The 18,129-nt window shown below is 60.9% G+C and carries 12 protein-coding genes and 1 other RNA gene; 6 read left to right on the top strand and 7 right to left on the bottom strand.

Features of this window, described 5'->3' with window-relative positions:
- Window positions 1–72: 72 nt before the first annotated feature.
- Together I6L33_RS11975 and rihA are read right to left on the bottom strand one after the other, a co-directional pair.
- Window positions 73–543 carry a hypothetical protein gene (locus I6L33_RS11975; RefSeq protein WP_005298971.1) on the bottom strand — a complete coding sequence of 157 codons (471 nt, stop codon included), beginning with the start codon at window positions 541–543 and terminating at the stop codon, window positions 73–75.
- Between the two features lie 34 nt (window positions 544–577).
- Complete coding sequence (gene rihA / locus I6L33_RS11970) at window positions 578–1,513, bottom strand: pyrimidine-specific ribonucleoside hydrolase RihA (protein ID WP_213343079.1); 936 nt, start codon at window positions 1,511–1,513, stop codon at window positions 578–580.
- A gap of 164 nt (window positions 1,514–1,677) precedes the next feature.
- On the opposite strand from rihA, the gene I6L33_RS11965 reads away from it, so the two are divergent.
- Window positions 1,678–2,442, top strand: coding sequence for an RluA family pseudouridine synthase (locus I6L33_RS11965; protein WP_216972579.1), 765 nt, complete (start codon window positions 1,678–1,680; stop codon window positions 2,440–2,442).
- 118 nt (window positions 2,443–2,560) lie between these two features.
- Here I6L33_RS11965 and udp read toward each other — a convergent pair whose 3' ends face one another.
- Window positions 2,561–3,316, bottom strand: coding sequence for a uridine phosphorylase (gene udp, locus I6L33_RS11960; RefSeq protein ID WP_005298967.1), 756 nt, complete (start codon window positions 3,314–3,316; stop codon window positions 2,561–2,563).
- A gap of 391 nt (window positions 3,317–3,707) precedes the next feature.
- Here udp and yiaY point away from each other — a divergent pair, with 391 nt between their 5' ends.
- The 3 genes from yiaY to I6L33_RS11945 all read left to right on the top strand — a co-directional run bounded on the left by yiaY (window position 3,708) and on the right by I6L33_RS11945 (window position 6,093).
- Window positions 3,708–4,859, top strand: a complete 1,152-nt coding sequence (yiaY, locus tag I6L33_RS11955; RefSeq protein ID WP_017766153.1) for an L-threonine dehydrogenase — start codon at window positions 3,708–3,710, stop codon at window positions 4,857–4,859.
- Window positions 4,860–4,994: 135 nt separating this feature from the next.
- Window positions 4,995–5,333, top strand: coding sequence for an outer membrane protein assembly factor BamE (locus I6L33_RS11950; protein WP_005298963.1), 339 nt, complete (start codon window positions 4,995–4,997; stop codon window positions 5,331–5,333).
- Window positions 5,334–5,457: 124 nt separating this feature from the next.
- Window positions 5,458–6,093, top strand: a complete 636-nt coding sequence (locus I6L33_RS11945; RefSeq protein WP_216972578.1) for an NAD(P)H-binding protein — start codon at window positions 5,458–5,460, stop codon at window positions 6,091–6,093.
- A gap of 83 nt (window positions 6,094–6,176) precedes the next feature.
- Here I6L33_RS11945 and I6L33_RS11940 read toward each other — a convergent pair whose 3' ends face one another.
- Window positions 6,177–6,524 carry an RnfH family protein gene (locus I6L33_RS11940; RefSeq protein ID WP_005298959.1) on the bottom strand — a complete coding sequence of 116 codons (348 nt, stop codon included), beginning with the start codon at window positions 6,522–6,524 and terminating at the stop codon, window positions 6,177–6,179.
- A complete protein-coding gene (locus I6L33_RS11935; RefSeq protein ID WP_021465110.1) occupies window positions 6,517–6,951 on the bottom strand; it encodes an SRPBCC family protein in 435 nt (144 codons plus the stop codon). Before I6L33_RS11935 ends, I6L33_RS11940 begins: the two co-directional genes overlap by 8 nt.
- 169 nt (window positions 6,952–7,120) lie before the next feature.
- Between I6L33_RS11935 and smpB the strand changes: the two genes are divergently transcribed.
- Both smpB and ssrA read left to right on the top strand, forming a co-directional pair.
- The gene (gene smpB, locus I6L33_RS11930; protein ID WP_025201963.1) at window positions 7,121–7,609 is read left to right on the top strand and encodes an SsrA-binding protein SmpB; all 489 of its coding nucleotides are present in this window, start codon (window positions 7,121–7,123) and stop codon (window positions 7,607–7,609) included.
- Between the two features lie 179 nt (window positions 7,610–7,788).
- Window positions 7,789–8,148, top strand: a transfer-messenger RNA (tmRNA) gene (gene ssrA, locus I6L33_RS11925).
- Window positions 8,149–8,661: 513 nt separating this feature from the next.
- Here ssrA and I6L33_RS11920 read toward each other — a convergent pair.
- Window positions 8,662–8,865 carry a hypothetical protein gene (locus I6L33_RS11920; protein ID WP_213343075.1) on the bottom strand — a complete coding sequence of 68 codons (204 nt, stop codon included), beginning with the start codon at window positions 8,863–8,865 and terminating at the stop codon, window positions 8,662–8,664.
- 72 nt (window positions 8,866–8,937) lie between these two features.
- Window positions 8,938–18,087, bottom strand: coding sequence for an LPD38 domain-containing protein (locus tag I6L33_RS22040; protein ID WP_254204926.1), 9,150 nt, complete (start codon window positions 18,085–18,087; stop codon window positions 8,938–8,940).
- Window positions 18,088–18,129 lie beyond the last annotated feature (42 nt).

The raw sequence follows: 18,129 nt of genomic DNA, 5'->3' as shown, positions 1-18,129 counted from the left end.
CGCCAGATAGAAAGAGGGCCAGCCGACAAGGCTGGCCCTCTTTTTATCTCTGCCAAGGCGTCGGCCTTGTTTCTACTCGGGGAAAGGCTCCTCCGGCAGCGACTCCTGGCTCTCGCCCCGGGTGCAGTCGATGATGGAGCGCTTGGGGTTGTTGGGATCGCGCAGCAGCAAAGGAGCCAGCCCTTCATCGTGCTTCTGCTCGTCGGAAAACTCGCTGCCGTAGGCGTTGTGGGTCAGCCGGCGCGCGTTGGCGATGGGGGTATCCACGAACAGGGCGTGCACCTCGAAGGTGGAGGCCGGAATGAGAAAACCACTGATGGGCAGGCCGTGCAACTCCTGGCGGGTCTTGTACCAGGCGAAGCCGTCCGCCACCTTGTAGGGGGTGTAGTGGTTGAGCTGCGGGTGCGCCGGCTTGCCGGTCTCGCTGTCGAGATAGAGATCATCCAGCTCGCAGGTCGCCAGCCCCTGCCACATCGACTCGAACGGCGTGGCACACCCCGTCAGTTGCAACCCGGCCAACAGTGCCAGCCCTGTCTTCCACATCGCTTCGCCCCTTCTTGCAAGAGTGGAACTGCGTTCAGTCAAAGGCCCGCAGCCGCGTGACCAGCAGATCGATAAAACCGGCCCGATCCAGCCCCAGCAGCACCAGCGCATTCGCCGACTTGCCGGTCAGACCGTAACGATCCACCACCGTCATGCCGCTAGTATGGGTGCCGCCTGTCTCGATATCGACCCGGCACTCGACCCCGTGGAACAGCGCGGGAGCCAGCAACCAGGCAATGGTACAGGGGTCGTGCAGCGGCGCGCCAGCAAATCCCCACTTGGGATCCCGGTGGTAGATCATGAAAAAGTCGAGCAGACCGGCCACGCACTGGGCCACCGGATTGTTGATGGCGCGTACCCGTTCGATGTCCTCGTCCATCACCTGCGCCTGGTGGGTCACGTCCAGCCCGCACATGGTGATGGGAAGCCCCGACTTGAACACCATATCGGCCGCCTCCGGGTCCACATAAATATTGAACTCCGCCGCCGGGGTCCAGTTGCCGGCTCCCGCCGCGCCGCCCATCAGCACGATGCGGGCGATCTTGGATTTGAGCTCGGGGTGAGCCGCCAGCAGCAGAGCGATGTTGGTGAGTGGGCCGGTCGGCACCAGGGTCACGGGCTCAGGGCTCTCGCGCAGGCATTTGGCCATCAGCTCCAGGGCGGTCATGGCCACGGGGGCAAAGGCGGGATCCGGCAATTTGGGGCCATCGAGACCCGACTCGCCATGGACGTTGTCGGCGATGATAAGCTCGCGGGCCAGCGGCTTGGGAGCCCCCGCCGCCACCGAAATGTCGTCACGCCCCAGCAGGGTCAGGATGCGCAGGGCATTGTTGAGGGTCTTGTCCGGCGTCTGGTTGCCGGCGCTGGTGGTGACCGCCAGCACCTTGAGCTCGGGGCTGGCCAGCGCCAGGATAAGGGCGATGGCATCATCGTGGCCGGGATCGGAATCGAGAATAACGGGCAACGCCATGGACAGGCTCCTTACAACATGACAGGGAGCCATACCTTAGCAAGCCGCGGCTGCATTAACTCTGGAAGGGGTCACAAAACGGCCCCTTTCCCGCCTTATCAAGCAGTTAGCCACAAAACGAGGGCCGCTTCTGCAGTTATTCGCCGCGCCCCGCCGGTTCGGGTATGATCCCCCTCCCTTTTCAGACCGTGCGCCCCATGTCCGCCATCATCGACACCTTCATCGCCCCGCCCTGTGCGGCCGCCATCGAGATCCTGTTTGAGGATGAACACCTATTGCTCATCCACAAGCCGAGCGGCCTGCTGAGCCTGTCGGGCAAGAACCCGCAGAACCTCGACTCGGTGCACCACCGGCTGGTGCAGGATTATCCCGGTTGCGCCCTGGTCCATCGCCTCGATTTTGGTACCTCGGGGATCATGCTGGTAGCCAGGAACAAGGCCATCAACGCCCTGCTCTGCCGCCAGTTCAGCCAGCGCACGGTGAGCAAGGCCTACAGCGCCCTGCTGTGCGGTCATCTGGCCGAGGACGAGGGGGTGATCGATGCCCCCATCGCCAAGGATCCGGCGCTGTTTCCGCTGATGAGCATCTGCGCCGTCAACGGCAAGCCCGCCCGCTCCCGCTATCAAGTGATTGAGCGGCTGGAGCAGCAGATGCAGGGACAGACAGTGCCGCTGACCTCGGTGCGACTGGTACCGGAAACCGGTCGCACCCATCAGCTGCGTATCCACAGCCGGCAGCTGGGTCATCCCATTCTTGGTTGCGACCTCTATGGTGGCCTGCTGCAGCCCGGCTGCGAGCAGGCGCCGCGGCTGATGCTGCACGCCAGTGAGCTCGATTTTGTTCACCCGATCAGTGGCGAGCCGATGCAGATCCGCTGTGAGGCCCCCTTTGAGCAGGCGCTGGCGGCCATGACGGGGCAACAGGGGTAACGCGGGAAAGAGGGGAAAAGGAGAAGAGGAAAGCGGTCAACGGCGGATAAAGATAGGGGCCGCGCTTTCGCAACGGCCCCCACCCCCCACTCGGTACTCTTTGTTACAAAGAGGGCTATCAGATCAGTTTGCGGGCAGCGCCCAGCACGATCTTGATGGCATCAGATTCGGTCTTCGCCATGGTCTCGGCGTTCGGGATCTCTTGCTGGGTACGGTTCACGATGACACCGGCCACCATGCCGGCGCGCAGGCCCTGGCTGGAGCACATGGTCAGCAGCGTTGCGGACTCCATTTCGAAGTTCAGCACGCCCATGGATTGCCACTCTTTCATGGAACCCTGGAAGCGTTGTACCACGCGGCCGGAGAAGGTGTCGTAGCGCTCCTGACCCGGGTAGAAGGTGTCAGAAGAGGCGGTAACGCCCACGTGCAGCTTGGAGCCCAGCTCCTTGGCGGTGTTGACCAGCGCAGTGGTGCAGTCGAAGTCGGCCACGGCCGGGAACTCCATCGGCGCGAAGTGCAGGCTGGCACCGTCGAGGCGCACGGAGCCGGTGGTGACGATCACGTCGCCCACGTTCAGGTGCGGCTGGATGGCGCCGGTGGTGCCGATGCGCAGGAAGGTACGGATGCCCAGCTGAGCCAGCTCTTCCACCGCGATGGAGGTGGACGGGCCGCCGATACCGGTGGAGCAGATGATCACGGCCTTGCCGTCCATCTCGCCACGCCAGGTAGTGAATTCACGATGGCTGGCCAGGTGCACCGGGTTATCCAACAGCTCTGCGATGCGCTTCACGCGCTCGGGGTCACCGGGAACGATCGCCAGGGTGGCGCCTTGCAGATCCGCTTTTTTCAAACCCAAGTGAAATACATCAGACATAGTGGACTCCTGGTTGCTCCCCACCAGCATGGTCAGGGGCAAGTTAAGGTGATTCTTTATGGTACTTTCAAGCCTTCACTCCCCTCGTCGGGGAGGCGCCAACTATGGTCGAAAGCGCTTTCCAATTCCTTGAAGCATCTCACACTTCCTTGCATTGACAGTCACAAATTCGGCGCAAAACGTTTGCTAACTTGATGAATTAATTGAAAAACGTTTTTCTGTTCACGAACAGGCTAGCGCGCTTGTCAATCCCTGTCGCGGCCCATGTTTCCGGTACGTGATCGAGTCCATAAAGTTGCAAAGCAGATACTATTGACCCCTTTTCATCCCCCCTGACGGTGCTATGTTGGCGCCCGTATACCACTTAATGGCTAATCATACGGAGTCCATCATGGCGACATTCAAGTTCTACATTCCCGCAATCAACCTGATGGGAGCAGGCTGTCTGCAAGAGGCGGCAGCCGATATCAAGGGTTATGGCCATCGCAAGGCGCTGATCGTCACCGACAAGATCCTCAACCAGATCGGCGTGGTCGCCAAGGTCGCCGGCCTGCTGGCAGAACATGGCATTGAAAGCGCAGTTTTCGACGAGACCAAACCCAACCCGACCATGACCAACGTGGAAGCGGGCCTGGCCATGCTCAAGGCCAATGGCTGCGACTGCGTCATCTCGCTGGGTGGCGGCTCGCCCCACGACTGCGCCAAGGGGATCGCCCTGGTGGCCGCCAACGGTGGCAGCATCAAGGATTACGAAGGGGTGGATCGCTCCGCCAAACCGCAACTGCCGCTCATCGCCATCAACACCACCGCCGGCACCGCCTCCGAGATGACTCGCTTCTGCATCATCACCGACGAGGCCCGCCACGTGAAGATGGCCATCGTCGACAAGCACGTCACCCCGCTGATGTCGGTCAACGACCCCGAGCTGATGCTGGCCAAGCCGGCCGGCCTCACCGCCGCCACCGGCATGGATGCGCTGACCCACGCCATCGAGGCTTATGTCTCCACCATCGCCACTCCGGTGACCGATGCCAGCGCCATCATGGCCATCCAGCTCATCGCCAAACACCTGCGCACCGCGGTCAACCACGGCGACGATCTGCACGCCCGCGAGCAGATGGCCTACGCCCAGTTCCTGGCCGGCATGGCCTTCAACAATGCAAGCCTGGGTTATGTGCACGCCATGGCCCACCAGCTGGGCGGTTTCTACGACCTGCCGCACGGGGTGTGCAATGCCGTGCTGCTGCCCCACGTGCAGGCCTACAACGCCCAGGTGTGCGCCGGCCGCCTGAAGGACGTGGCCCGTCACATGGGGGTGGACGTGAGCGCCATGACCGATGAGCAAGGGGCCGCCGCCGCCATTGCCGCCATCCAGCAGCTGGCCCGCGACGTCAAGATCCCGGCCGGACTGGAGCAGCTCGGCGTCAAGGCTGACGACTTCAACCTGCTGGCCGAGAACGCCCTGAAAGACGCCTGCGGCTTCACCAACCCGAAACAGGCGAGCCACGACGAGATCGTCGCCATCTTCCGCGCCGCCATGTAAGGGGGCAATGGGCAGAAAGGGTCGCATGGCGGCCCTTTTTATTGGCTGATGGATCAATGGCTTTTTACTTCCGTAGAGGGAGCCGGTATGATTTGCCGAGCTTAAAAAGACTTGAATGGATGATCTGAACTCGATATGCGGATGAAACACCTGATTGCCGCGGCCCTGACCGCCCTCACCCTGTCCGGTTGCAGCCTGGTCTATCGCATCGATATTCCCCAGGGCAACTATGTGGAACAAAAACAGGTCGACAAACTGCGCCAGGGCATGACCCGCGAGCAGGTCGAGTTCGTGCTGGGCTCCGCCATGCTGCGCGATGGCTTTGACCCGAACACCTGGTACTACCTCTATGAATTCCAGCCGGGGCGCGGCGAAAAAGAGCGCAAGGAGCTCACCCTGACCTTCGTCAACGACAGATTGGCCACGGTCACCGGCGACTTCCCGCTACCAGCGGCCTTCCATACCCCGCTCTGATCCCATCCACAAAACCGGCCTCGCGCCGGTTTTGTTTTAACGCCGCCAGCCACCCATTACCCCCTTGCAGAGCGCAGCCCCTCGCTCAATACTGGCCTCGATTCAATCACACAGGGAGAGCAGCATGAGCCGGATCCTGATCGCCGGAGCCACTGGCCTTATCGGCCGCGAGCTGGTGCGGCAACTGCCCGCGGAGCATGAACTGACCCTGCTCTGCCGCAAGCCCGGAGAGCCGCAGCCCGCCCACCACTGGCTGCCGGTCAATTTCGATATGCTGGCCGAGGTAAATCTGCCCGAACCGGTGGATCTCGCCTTCTGCTGCCTTGGCACCACCCGCAAGGAAGCGGGCTCCGCCGAGGCCTTTCGCCGGGTCGATCTCGACTATGTGCTGGCCTTTGCCGAGCTGGCCCGCCGCCACGGCTGCCAGCGGCTGGTGGTGGTCTCGAGCCTGGGAGCCAACCCGCACTCCCCCGCCCTCTATCCGCGCACCAAGGGGGAGATGGAGCAGGCCCTGCTGGCCCAGCCCTGGCAGCGGCTCGCCATCGTGCGCCCCGCCATGTTGCTGGGGGATCGCCAGCCACCGCGCCGCTCGGAGCAGTTTTTCCAGGCCATCTATCCCTTGCTGAAGCCGCTGCTGGTAGGCAGGTTGCGCCGCTGGCGCGCCATCGAGGCCGGCCAGGTGGCCCGCGCCATGATAGCCCTCTCCCGCCAGCCCGCCGGCTGTGAAGTGGTCGAGAACGAGCGGCTGCTCCAGCTGTAACGAAGCGCCCCGCTTGGCGGGATGACGGGATCAAAAAAGGCGCCAAGGCGCCTTTTTTAGATGCGGTGTCGAGCCAGAGGCACTCAGTCGGACTGTTTGCGGTTGGCATTGGGCCGGCCGCCGGTCACCACGTCGGCACGCCCCTCCTCCTTGGCCTTCTCGGCGCGCTTCTTGCGCATCTCCTTGGGATCGGCGATGAGCGGACGGTAGATCTCGATGCGATCGCCATCTTGCAGCAACTCGGCGCCCTTGACCGGCCGGCTGTAGATGCCGAACTTGTTGACCGCCAGATCGATCTCGGGATGCTTGCTCATGATGCCGGACTGCTCGATGGCGGCCTGCACCGTCGTGGTCGGCGCCACCCGCAGCCGCAGCACTGTCTGCTGCTGAGGCAGGGCATAGACCACTTCGATATTGAGTTGATCAGGCACCATACACCACCTTGGCGCGGTTGGAGAAGGCCAGCACCATGGAGCTCACCAGGTCGCGGAAGATCTGGCCAAACGCCAGCTCGATGAGTTTGGAGGTGAACTCGAAGTCGAGATCGAACTCCACCTTGCAGGCATCCACGTCCAACGGGGTGAAGGTCCACCAGCCCGCCAGCTTGCTGAAGGGCCCCTCCACCAGCTCCATCTTGATCTGCCGATTGGCCTCGAGCAGGTTGCGGGTGGTAAAAGTCTTGGCAATCCCGGCCTTGGCCACATCGACCGACGCCGTCATATAGTCATCCCCGGCTTCGTGGACACGGCTGCCGACACAACCGGGCAGGAACTCCGGATAGGCGTGAACATCATTGACCAGCCTGAACATCTGTTCTGCGCTGAACATCACCAGGGCACTGCGAGTAATACGGGGCATGGCTTTTCCTCATCCAATCGCCGCGATTTTATCACCATGTTTGCGCTTTTGGAGGTAAAACCTCGGTCAAACTGCTCATAAAGCCATCAGTTGACCCGCTGCGCGTTTTACAGCCGCCCTTGCCCACGTATAATGCCCTCCTCCCAGTCATTGCCGGAAATCGCCCGTCATGAGCAAAAAAAACAGTAAAAACAAAGCCGGGTCCAACACCATTGCACTCAACAGAACCGCGCGCCACGAATACTTCATCGAAGAGAAGATCGAGGCCGGTCTGTCCCTGCAAGGGTGGGAAGTCAAATCCCTGCGGGCGGGCAAGGCCAACATCAGCGAAGCCTATGTCATCTTCCGCGATGGCGAGGCCTACCTGTTCGGCTCCAGCTTCCTGCCACTGCAGGCTGCCTCCAGCCACGTGGTGTGCGACCCGACCCGGACCCGCAAACTGCTGCTGAGCCGTCGTGAACTCGACAAGCTCGAAAGTCTGATCGCCCGTCAGGGCTATACAATCGTGCCGCTCGCCCTCTACTGGAAACAGTGCTGGGTCAAGGTCGAAATCGGCCTGGTGAAGGGCAAGAAAGAGCACGACAAGCGCGAAGACACCAAGGCCCGCGAATGGGATCGGGAAAAAGCGCGCATCATGAAGAACAAGCACCGCGGCTAATCCGCGTGATGCTGCAAGGTCCGGGCTCCTGCCCGGACTTTTTCTTTTCCGGCCCGCCGCTTACCCGCTCCCGCCAGGCGTGCGCACAATAAATCGGCAAACGGAGCAGCTCCCTGCGGGAATGACCATCAACGCCTTGCCATGGCAGGATTTTTGCGTACAATCCCTCTTAACAACTTGGGGCTGATTCTGGATTCGACAAGATTCACGAAACCCAAGGTGCATGCCGAGGTGCGGTAGGCCTCGTTAATAAACCGCAAAAAAATAGTCGCAAACGACGAAAACTACGCACTGGCAGCTTAATAACCTGCGCAGAGCCCTTCTACCCTAGCTTGCCTGTGTCCTAGGGAATCGGAAGGTCATCCTTCACAGGATCGTGTGGAAGTCCTGCTCGGGGCGGAAGCATTAAAACCAATCGAGCTAGTCAATTCGTGGCGTGTCTCTCCGCAGCGGGTTGGCGAATGTAAAGAGTGACTAAGCATGTAGTGCCGAGGATGTAGTAATTTTGGACGGGGGTTCAAATCCCCCCAGCTCCACCAATTTAACTAGGACAGCGGTAGGACAAAACGAGGTAAAACAGCCACTTAGCGAAAGCATCGCGACAGTGACTGGCCTGAAACAGGAACCAAAATGATCCACCAGTGATCCAAGACTTAGAAAGCCTGCAGAAATGCAGGCTTTTTTCTTTTCCCCCTTCCAACACCACTCACCGCCAAAAATCACGCATAGAAAAGCCCGCGCAGTGGCGGGCTAATCCGAATCCTTCCACATCATTACGACGCAGTGGTTTCATCGCGAAGTTTTTCAAGAATGCGCGCGAATCTATCTTCCTCCTGACGCGTTAAATCCAATGTCTCGATAAGCTCTTCTAGTTCGGTCAATGATGGTGCCATCCAATGTCTCCCTTTCTCTCTCAGCCTCTCGGCTGTGAAATACTGTATGGGCATACAGTGATATGGGGAATCTATCATTTCTGGACCGCTTTGGGTATTAAAAAAGAGGCCAAGGCCCCATTCGTGTGTCATGTCCTAATCGAGACTGTGGACTAAATTTCACCAGACACTAACGAGAACATTCAACACAAACCCTATCAATACAGCGAAGAAACTTAACGCCATGAATGTGTCCAGGTCATCGCGACTGGACTTACTGAAACACCAGCACCCGGCAGCAAAGGGTATCAGCGCCAAGGTGAAGCTAAAACTGAACGCCTTGAGCGCAACCACCATCATTACCAATGCAAACAGTATCCACATAGCCAGAGTCCTTACAGGTCAGTGCCCAAAATACCTCCTGCAGCCCAAGGCAAGAAAGGGCCGCCATTTCACCTACTCCCAATTCCCCTTGTTCTTGTTTACCGCCTGATACACCAGGTCATTGCGGCGGGCTAGAAGCTCGTCAATGCGCCGGCGCTTCTCCTCTGCGCTCATGGTGCGGTCACGCTGGATCAGCTCAATCTTGTTGCGCACCACCCTCACCTGCTGCTGGGTGCGGCTCAGGCTGCGGCGCGACTTCAAGATACCGCCTTGCTCATCCAGCAGCTCGTCCGCCTTGTCGGTCAACCCCTCGTTGCGGTACTGGTCAACGGTACGCTTCAGCTGGTTCACCTCGTTAAGCATCCGGTAGAACTCCTCCATGTGCTGTGTGGACTTGGCCGGACCGGTGCCGCGGTATACGGCTTTCACCAACGGGATTTCGTCTGCCCGCCAGCTTGCCGACTCGCCTGGTCTGGCAGCACGGATCAGACCATCAGCAGCGGCCATGACGTAGCTACCCATGGTGCCGGTATAGCCAATCACCAAATGCTCAAGCTGCTTGGGCGAGAAACCAGACAGCTCGCCAAGCTCGCGCATCAGCAAGCTGGTCTGCTCGTTGTAGCGAGCCTCGGCTTTGACAGCCAGATCCTGCGGGCTGTCGATGGGGCCGCCCCGGAAGCTGTCATAGTTGAAGGCCGCCTCTACCATTGGTTTGACGATTTGTGGCGTAGGGTTGAGGGCAAAGGTATCGCCGATCGCCCGTGCTACCGCCTTGCCGAACTGAGCGCCAGAGTCCTTGTCGCCCATAGCACGCATCATGCGCTCCGGGATGGTACCGAACATCACGCCAATCTCGAACGGCTTGGGGATCCGGAAGTGCTGATCACCAACGAAGAAATGCCAGTTGGCGTCCTTGTCCCAATCCGGCAGCTCTTCATATCGTTCATCGTCCCAGTTGGCAGCCAGCAGACCGAGCGACATGGCGGTGATCATGCCGGCACGCTTAGCAATTTCACGCGGATTGTCACTTAGTTCCCTGGTCAATTTACCCAGGCCCTGCAGGCGGGCGTTGAAGAACGGCAGGATCATGGCTGCGCCTTGAATGGCTCGTGCCGCCCCAAGCATGGAGAAGTCCATCAAGTCCTTTGACTCGAAAGCTGCCTGCGCATGGCTCTTGCCAGCCTTGATTGCCGCATCATAGACCGCCTCACGGTTGGCGTTCTCCAGCGCCTCGCCATAGCGGTTGTACTTCTCCCACACATTCGCGACCACGCCCTTGGCTTGAGCTGCATTACGGATGATGCTCTTTTCGTAGCGGGCAATCTGCTCCGGCGTCATCCCCTTGCGGCGCAGCGACTTGCGCACGGTATCGGCCATCGCCGTCGGGTCGTTGCCGTTGACATAGCCGCCCAGGAAGCTGGCTCCGCTGAACATCACATCAATGGTGCTGCCATCCATCGCTAGGGTCTTCTTAACCCCCTTGATGGAGTCGATCACTGGCTTGAAGCCATCCTTGCTGATCGCCCAGCTGGAGAGCGAGTCGCGGAGGAAGTTGCGCAGCATAAATTCCGGTGAAGCGGTCACCCCTGCCGTCAGCAGCCGCTTGGCTTTGGATGCCATATTGACCATTGAGCCGAATGGCTGGCGGTCAAAGAAAGTCATGGCCCGGTAAAGGTCAGGATCCTCAACCCGGATCATGTAGTCCTCCCCTTCCAGCTTGACGGTGATCAGGTCCTTGCCGTTTTTGAGTGCACGCCAGTCCATCATGTTGGGCTTGGCTACCACCTCGATGAGGCCAGTATCCGCAAGATTCCAGACCGTCTTCTGTGCCGCCATGTTCTTCATCGAGGCGTCGATCAACTTGCTGGTGCTGGTGAAGATGTTCTCGAGTAGGTCGTTGGTATTGGCCTCGCCACCCTTGAGCTTCTTGATGCCGGCGTTCTGGTTGGCAATCCCCTTCGGTTTGAAAGGGGCGATCACATCGCCGTCGTCGGATTCACGGAAGAACGGGATGTACCACTCGCTTTCGAACTCGTCCCGCGCCTCCTTGGTAAACAGGCCAGCCTCCTGGGCAAGGTCCAGGGTTGACGCGTTGAGGCGGTTCCAGCGGGCCTTGGCCTCCATGAACTTGGCCACTTTGCCCTTGCCAAGCCCTTTCAGCGCTGCGATGTCCTGCCCGCTCAGCAGGTTCTCACGCCCCTGCTCCATCAGCAGTTCCGCCCGGTGGCCGGCCATCCAGCCCAGCCAGTTGTGCAGATCAGCCCCCAGGTCGGAGAAGATGCCCAGCAGCGCGTCTTTATCGCCGGTACCAGCCTTGCGCTGGATCACCCCATCCTTCCACTCCGGCAAGCCGTAAAGCATGGTGGCCTGCATGGTGGAGGCCGCCCCAGTAGCCATCCTCGCCGCCACGTAGCCGGAGTCGGCCGCCTCGGTAATGCCTGCGGCTTCTTCCGCATATTTGATGGGGGCCAGGGCATCTAGCACCTCAGTGTTGGCCTTCTTGATGACGCGATCAATCCATGAATTGACCACGCCGCGGTCTACCTGGCGTAGCTTGTTCAGGTTGGTTTTGGTCTTGTCGATGATGTCGGGCTTAGGGCCAAGGTTGAGCTTCCCCATGGCTGTGTCCGCGGCCGTGCTGGCCTGGCTCATCTTGACACCGCCTTTCTTGGCCAGCGCCTGAGCATCCTCTTGGCTGAACTTCTTACCACCATCAGGGCCGTTATCATCTGGGTCGCTGCGCTGAAGCTTCCTGCCCAGTCCCTCAATCAGGGAACGCGTCTCTGCTGCGGTAATGCCATCAGGCACAAAGCCGACGGCACGCAGCGCCCGGGTAACCCAAGCCACAACCCGATCCCAGCCACGACCCCAGACTCCCTGCTCCAGCTCGGCGAGGTGAGCCACCACCTCTTCGGCCTTGGTGCCGATATCCTCATCGGCATAGTGGGTGTTTACCCAGTCCCACACTGGTTTCATGCTGGGATCTTTCTGCGACTGAATGAGCCGGCTCATGAGCTTGGTGTACTCTCCATCGCCAAGCACGTTGGCGAGGCCATAGTGGGCCAGCACCTCATGGCGCAGGATCTCGCGCATCCGCTTGGGGTCTGTGATGGTGTCTGCCGCCACGTGCAGGGTACCAGCGTCGTCGTCGAATGCTGCACGCCGGATCAGCCCTTCCTTCGCATCCAGCCCAAGGGACTCCTCCAGCTCCACCTGAGTAGCGTGGATCTGCACATCAATACCGGATGCGCCGCGGTACTGCTTGAACCACCCCTTGGTTACCAGCTCGGCCTCCTTGCGAGTCAGGTGTTTAACGGGTCGTGCCCCTTGTGACATGGCTTGCTTGGAGAAGCGGATCCGCCCCTCGATGGCGTCGGTGATGATCTTGCCTGGGTTGGAGCGCGCGCCCACGATGGCCACCAGACCGTCATGACCGGCGTCCTTCAGGCGCTGATCCTGCTCCTTCAGGGTCTTGATGAAGTTGGCTGCATCAATCTTGCCCATGGATTGCAGGTAGCGGGCAAGCTCCGCATTCATGCTCCTGCGCAGGCTTGCCAGCAGGTTTGGCTGGCCGCCGCTCATGGCACTGGCGTAGTCTGCGATCATGCCCTTGGCCTTGCCCCATGCATAGTTGAAGGACTCCCTCCCGATCACCTCCTTCGGTCGCAGCTTTTTCAGCTCGTCGCGCAGGGCTTTGATGCGGGCGTCCTGATCCTTGTGGTGCTGGGCTTGGCGGCGGTTCTCTGCGTCCTGAGCAGCGCTAGATTGTGCCTTGCGGCCAGATCGTCCGGTGATTGCCCAGCTCGGGTTTTTGATGCCGTCGCGCATCAGCTTGCGGGCGTTGACGGCTTCCTCATTAGCCCAGGCTTGCACCTCTGCCTCGGCGGCCGTCTTCTGCTCTGCTGTCTCCAGCAGGCCGGAGGCCTTCATGTCATTAAGGATCCGCCCCACGCCAGCGCTGATGCCGCTGGCGAAGTTCACCCCCTGGCCGCGATGGGTGGCTTGGTTGTAGAGGCGCTGCTGCTCCTCGTCGATAGTAGGGATGCGAATGACCACCCCATCCAGATCAACACGGCCTTCGGTCACGCCTTTACCCTCGCCGGAGGGTGGAGGCTTAATCTCGCTGGCTGGCTTCTTGATGACAATGATCTTGGTTCTGACGCTCGTCGGGTTCAGCGAGTCCTTGAAAGCCCCCTCACGCATCAGCTCCACCTCGGCGCCCAGTGTATCCAACCACTCGGCGAACTCCTTCCCCTTGCGGGTGGATTGCTGGCCAGCGCCAGCCGACACGATTGCTGCCAGCTTGCCGCCCGGCTTCAGGAAATCATAGGCATGGCGCACATGATCCATGTCCATGCCATTAGAGAAGGGCGGATTCATGATGACCGCGTCATAGCTGGCGCTTGGGGTCATGGCCATGAAGTCATTGCCGGCCAGGGTGTAGCCCTTCTCGGTCAGAATGTCGCGCAGGTCGCTGGCAATCTCGACGGCATCCACCTTGGCCCCTGCAGCGCGGGCGGCGTCGGCCAGCATCCCGTGACCGGCTGACGGCTCCAGCACGGTCATGCCCGGTTCAATCCCAAGGCGGCCGGCCAGATCGGCAGCATCATCCTCAGTGGTGGGGAAGAAGTCGATGAAGGCATTGCGGTTGCCCAGCAGCTTCAGCTTGAGCGCCTGCTCCTTGGCGCGTAGTGGGCTGACCTCGGCCCGTTTGCCCAGCCCGGCCTCCAAGGCCTGTAGCTCCACCAGTGCGGCGCGCAGGTTGGCGCGGGAGAAGATCCCCATCTTGTTGAGGCGGTCCGCATCAGCCAATTGCTCGGCCACGCGGAACGCCTGGGTGCCCTCCTGGCTGCCCCTGACGAACGCGGTCAGTTTGTCGATCAGGTCGCGGTCCGTCACGGCCACTTGTCGCAATTGGTTCGCCTCGGCGGCCTTGACCAGGCTCTTGAGTTTGACCCCGGCCGCCTTGTGGCTGCGGTTGCCGCTGGCCTGCATTTCACTGGCGAGATCGTCCAATTGGCGAGTCCAGTAGTCCAGACCCGGCATCTTGGCGCCCTCGACGCGCACCAACGGGCCGGCCTTCTCGGTCCACTCATGGCGACCCTGGCTGCCCATACGGATCAGACCCTCACCCTTCAGGCGCTCGTACTCGGCGGGCGGCAGGTCGTACATAGCGCGCCCCAGCCGGCTGCGCAGGGTGGCAAGCTGGGCCTTGGTGGTCAGATTTCGCAGGATGTTGGCCTTGCCCGTGCTCACGCCATCGGCGATTGCTTCCAACAGATCGGCAGTCCTCAACTCCTCCTCGGCGACGGCGGTCGCCCGTGCCGCCATGCCAGCGCGGCGCAGGGTGTTGGTATTGCGGTCCACTGCAAGGGCGGCGTTTGCCTTGGTGCGGATCGTGTCGGCGCGTTGCCGCAGGCCGGCGATCTGCTTGGCCACTTTGTCGCCATGGCTGCTGGCGGGCACCTCCATGTTCACGGTCGGCTCGGCGGCCGTTACACTGGGCGCGCTTTCAGTCTGCCCCTGCCCGGTCAACCATGCCCGGAAGTCGGTAGCATGGGCCTCGTCCTTGAACTGGAAGCCGGGCACGGCACCGATGCCCTTGAAGGAGGAATACCAGCCGCCCATCTCTTTAGCCTTGGCGTTGATCCGGGTGTATTCGTCCTTCTCCACACGGTTGGCCATCTGCACCACAAACAGGTCGTAGCCGTGCTTGGTGTGTTTGGTCTTGATGATGTCCCCGCTGGGGGTGGCAGTCAGTTTGGCGGCCTGCTTGGCAGCCTTGTCGGCGTCCTGCTTGTCCAGTTGGGCCTCGGTCAACAAGCGCTCATACTCGCCCACCTGCTCGGCGGTCATGCCGTCGCGCCCCTTCATGCGGGCCAGGATGCGGTAATCATCCAGGGTCTGTGGGTTAGCCACGGCCTTGGCGATAGCCTCCTTGCGGGACTCGTGCGCGGCGATCAGTTCTTTGCGGCGGGCGACGAACTCACCATAGCGCGCCTCGGTGATACCCTGCACCTCGGCGCGCAGCGTTTCTTCAGGGCTGGCATTGCTCTTGGAGAAGGGGTTACTGGTAGTGGTCAGCACGGAAGCCCCGCCAGCTGATGGCCAGCGGATCTCGCTCTGCATGATGCGGGAGGCGCGCTCGACCAGTTCCGCCTTTTTGGTGCCACTGAACACGTAGGCGTTGTTGGCGGTCAGGTACTCCTTCAACTTCGGAACGGTCCAGCCGCCGAACATCGCCTTGATAGCGTCGCCACTGGTGATGGTGCGCTCGGAGAAGTCGCGGAACTCCTCATAGCTCATCTCACCTCTGAACAATCTGTCCATGCCACTGTGAAGTTCATCCGCGGACGCGTGAGCCCATTGCTTGGTTAGTGGCTCACTAGCGGCTGGCACCACATACTCCCGTACCTTGGGCGCAGATGACTTGCCTACCAACAAGCCTCCCTTGCCCAGGATCGCCTTAACACCGTTATCCTTGGCCCACTGCTTAAGCAGCGGTTCCTCACCTTTCAGGGTGATGGTGCCATCCGGGTTATCAATGGCATCCGTCCACGGCGTCGGCGCGGAGTCAGGCTCCGATGCCACTGGCTCGGGTTGCGGCGCCTCAGAAACAGCAACCCCGGCATCAGTGGCCGGGGCTGTCAGTGTCTGGTCATTTTGCTGCTGTCCATCAGGTATAAATGCAGACGCAGCGATATCTGCCTGATCTCCGGTTCCAGCTCGGTCGGTGAGTCCGGTAATGGTTTGTTCAGCGACTGCTGCAACTGGTTCGCCTGCGCCAGGCTGATCACCTTGTCGCTCACTGCCGATTGCAGGTACTGGGGTAAATGGCTCATTGTTCACCTCTGCTTGCTGCTGGTTAGCGGGGATCACCTCGCGATATCCGGTATCGATTGCTGGTGCGAGTTGGCTGATGTCGCCGGCTGGTGCGAACGGGGCAGAAACTGTTTCAGCGCTTACGCTTGTTGCTGACTGATCGGAAGGTTGATTAGAGTCGGCAACACTGCTGACATCGAACGGTGGGGAGCTGGGCTCCGTAGCTGTGGCCGTCTGCTCCACTTCGGCGATCTCTGCCACACCAAATCCACCACTATTGAGCGGTACCGGCATCTCCTTGCCTTTGCGACTGGCCATGGCGGCCTCTTTCTCGCTGGCAAACGGCTTTCCTTTGCGGGTGATACGGAGCGTCTGGAGCGGGCCTACTGCCGATTCGGTGGCGCTGCCGCGCAGCGGCTTGGCATCTGATTGCCGTTGATCGGCCCCATAGAACACATCCCGATGCGGCAACTCAGTACCGACTTCACGAGCCTCCCCTTCGATCACGGCACCGGGCAGCTCGCTTGCCGGGTTGGTGCTGGCCGCTTCAGGCGGAAGCAGGTCCCCCTCCTGTCCGCTCTGCCATCGTGTGCGCTCACCACCTCGGAACTGCGGACCAGTGCCAACCTGATGATCATCATGATCCCCAGGTGCAGCTACCGCCTCTCCCTTTGGCTTAGAATTGGCATCGCCGGCGAAGATGACATCCTTGAGCGGCAGCGCCGGGCGCTGGTTCTCCATGGCCACTTGCTGGGCACTCTTGTTGCCTGCGAACGGGTCAGCCCCAAGCTCGCCAGCCTGAGCTCGCTCATAAAGGCTCTTGCCCTGATCACCTGCCTGAACCTGGGAAGCAACCATCTCTTGTACTGACTGGCCAAGTTCACCGGCCAGCGCCCGCTGCACCTCGCTATCAGCCGCCATCCCCTTATAACGCTCTGCAGTTCCATCGCGGCGCAGGTAGGCAGGCGTATCGCGCAGCTCGTCGAACTGGCTGGTGCTGGGGCCAAGCGGGTTTTGCTCACCGGCAGGCATCACCGATTCAGCAAAAGTATCGACAGCAGATGCCGGCCCCGGATCCACAGGAGCGGAAGTTGTATCGTTCGACACTGGTTCACCCTGCTCAATGGGTGCTACCTCTTCCGCCGAGGCGGGGTCTACCTGGGCGCCTCCTTCGCTTTCTACCTGCGACTTGCCGCTGCGCATGCCACCGACACCACCAAGAGCACCACCGGTACCAATGCCAATCAAGCCACCTTCCAGCGCACTGGACACCACACCTTTCATGGAGTCGATATCCGCAGCGGCCACCTCGTTGAGGGATTCGTTGACGGCGTATTGCTGCACCCCTTCCTCCAGGGTTTCGCTGATACCCTCACCTGCAGTCCCCTTGGCGACACCTTTCAGCACGCCGCCAGTTGCGGCCTTGCCAGCCAGCATCTTGAACAGCATGGCGTCGCCCATCATGGACCCCATTGCGGCGGCCCCCCAAACCTTGGCATCGCTCATGGTGGCTCGGCTGGCCAGGTTAGCAGTCTCCTCCCGGGCCAGCCCCAGCTTCTCCTCATCGGAGAGGTGTTGTGTCTGCTGATCCTGGTCGATTCGCGTGAAGGACTGGCGGAAGGTGTCACTGGCAGCCAGCTCATCAAAGCTCATCCCCAGCACGGTGTCGCGGGTGTTCACCCCAGCGCTGCCCACCGACCCTGTCGCTCCCGTTGCCACTGCGGCGCCGGTGGCGATTTTGGAAACGGCCTTGGCGGCAACCGCTTCGGCTACCTCCTGGGTCGCGCCACGCTTTACCATGGAAGCGGTGACGGCACGGCCAATAGAGGCTTTGGCAGCCACACCGGTGACGCCGCCAGCCATCAAGGTCGGCAGTATGGAGCCGACGCCCTGCGCCATTTTCATGGCCCAGACATCGATATCCCCCGCACCATCCCCCAAGGTCAAACGCCCTTCCTGTGTTTCATCAACCAGCCGGCGCCCCATGGCCTCCTTGGCATCCGCGCTCATCCCATCGGTCAGTGACTCGGCCCCCGATGTAGCCAGATCGCCGGCGCCGGCCACCATATCCAGTACGGGACTCAGCTTGTTGGCCATCTTGGCGCGGGCCTGCTCCAGGTAATCCCCCCCCTGCTTATCAGCGTTCTCTTTGCCGAAGTTACTGGCCTGCCGTGCCAGCTCGCCAATGCCGCCGACCAGGTCCAATGCGCCTGCTCCCACCCCGCGCGCCACATCGCCCAGACCGACATCAAGGTCGCGCTTGGCGGTAGATTGGCTGGCTTGTGCTGGAGCAACAGTGGCAGCTGACAGGCTGCTATCGAGATTGCTCCAGAATGGATCGGTGCGAGTGTCAGATGATTGCGGCTTTGGCAGGGCGTCACGCAGTCCAGGCTTGTCCATGGTGTCCTCGGGTTTCTGGCAAAAGAAAAGCCCCGACCGGCG

It is taken from the genome of Aeromonas sp. FDAARGOS 1403 (assembly GCF_019047325.1).
Classification (GTDB): Bacteria; Pseudomonadota; Gammaproteobacteria; order Enterobacterales; family Aeromonadaceae; genus Aeromonas; species Aeromonas dhakensis.
The sequence above is the reverse complement of the archived record's forward strand: the minus strand, read 5'-3'. Positions and strand labels throughout refer to the sequence as shown.

Excerpts from the sequence above, each read along its gene's own strand:
- I6L33_RS11975 (WP_005298971.1), bottom strand. The coding sequence starts at position 543 with ATGTGGAAGACAGGGCTGGCACTGTTGGCCGGGTTGCAACTGACGGGG.
- rihA (WP_213343079.1), bottom strand. The coding sequence starts at position 1,513 with ATGGCGTTGCCCGTTATTCTCGATTCCGATCCCGGCCACGATGATGCC.
- I6L33_RS11965 (WP_216972579.1), top strand. The coding sequence starts at position 1,678 with ATGATCCCCCTCCCTTTTCAGACCGTGCGCCCCATGTCCGCCATCATC.
- udp (WP_005298967.1), bottom strand. The coding sequence starts at position 3,316 with ATGTCTGATGTATTTCACTTGGGTTTGAAAAAAGCGGATCTGCAAGGC.
- yiaY (WP_017766153.1), top strand. The coding sequence starts at position 3,708 with ATGGCGACATTCAAGTTCTACATTCCCGCAATCAACCTGATGGGAGCA.
- I6L33_RS11950 (WP_005298963.1), top strand. The coding sequence starts at position 4,995 with ATGCGGATGAAACACCTGATTGCCGCGGCCCTGACCGCCCTCACCCTG.
- I6L33_RS11945 (WP_216972578.1), top strand. The coding sequence starts at position 5,458 with ATGAGCCGGATCCTGATCGCCGGAGCCACTGGCCTTATCGGCCGCGAG.
- I6L33_RS11935 (WP_021465110.1), bottom strand. The coding sequence starts at position 6,951 with ATGCCCCGTATTACTCGCAGTGCCCTGGTGATGTTCAGCGCAGAACAG.
- smpB (WP_025201963.1), top strand. The coding sequence starts at position 7,121 with ATGAGCAAAAAAAACAGTAAAAACAAAGCCGGGTCCAACACCATTGCA.
- I6L33_RS11920 (WP_213343075.1), bottom strand. The coding sequence starts at position 8,865 with ATGTGGATACTGTTTGCATTGGTAATGATGGTGGTTGCGCTCAAGGCG.
- I6L33_RS22040 (WP_254204926.1), bottom strand. The coding sequence starts at position 18,087 with ATGGACAAGCCTGGACTGCGTGACGCCCTGCCAAAGCCGCAATCATCT.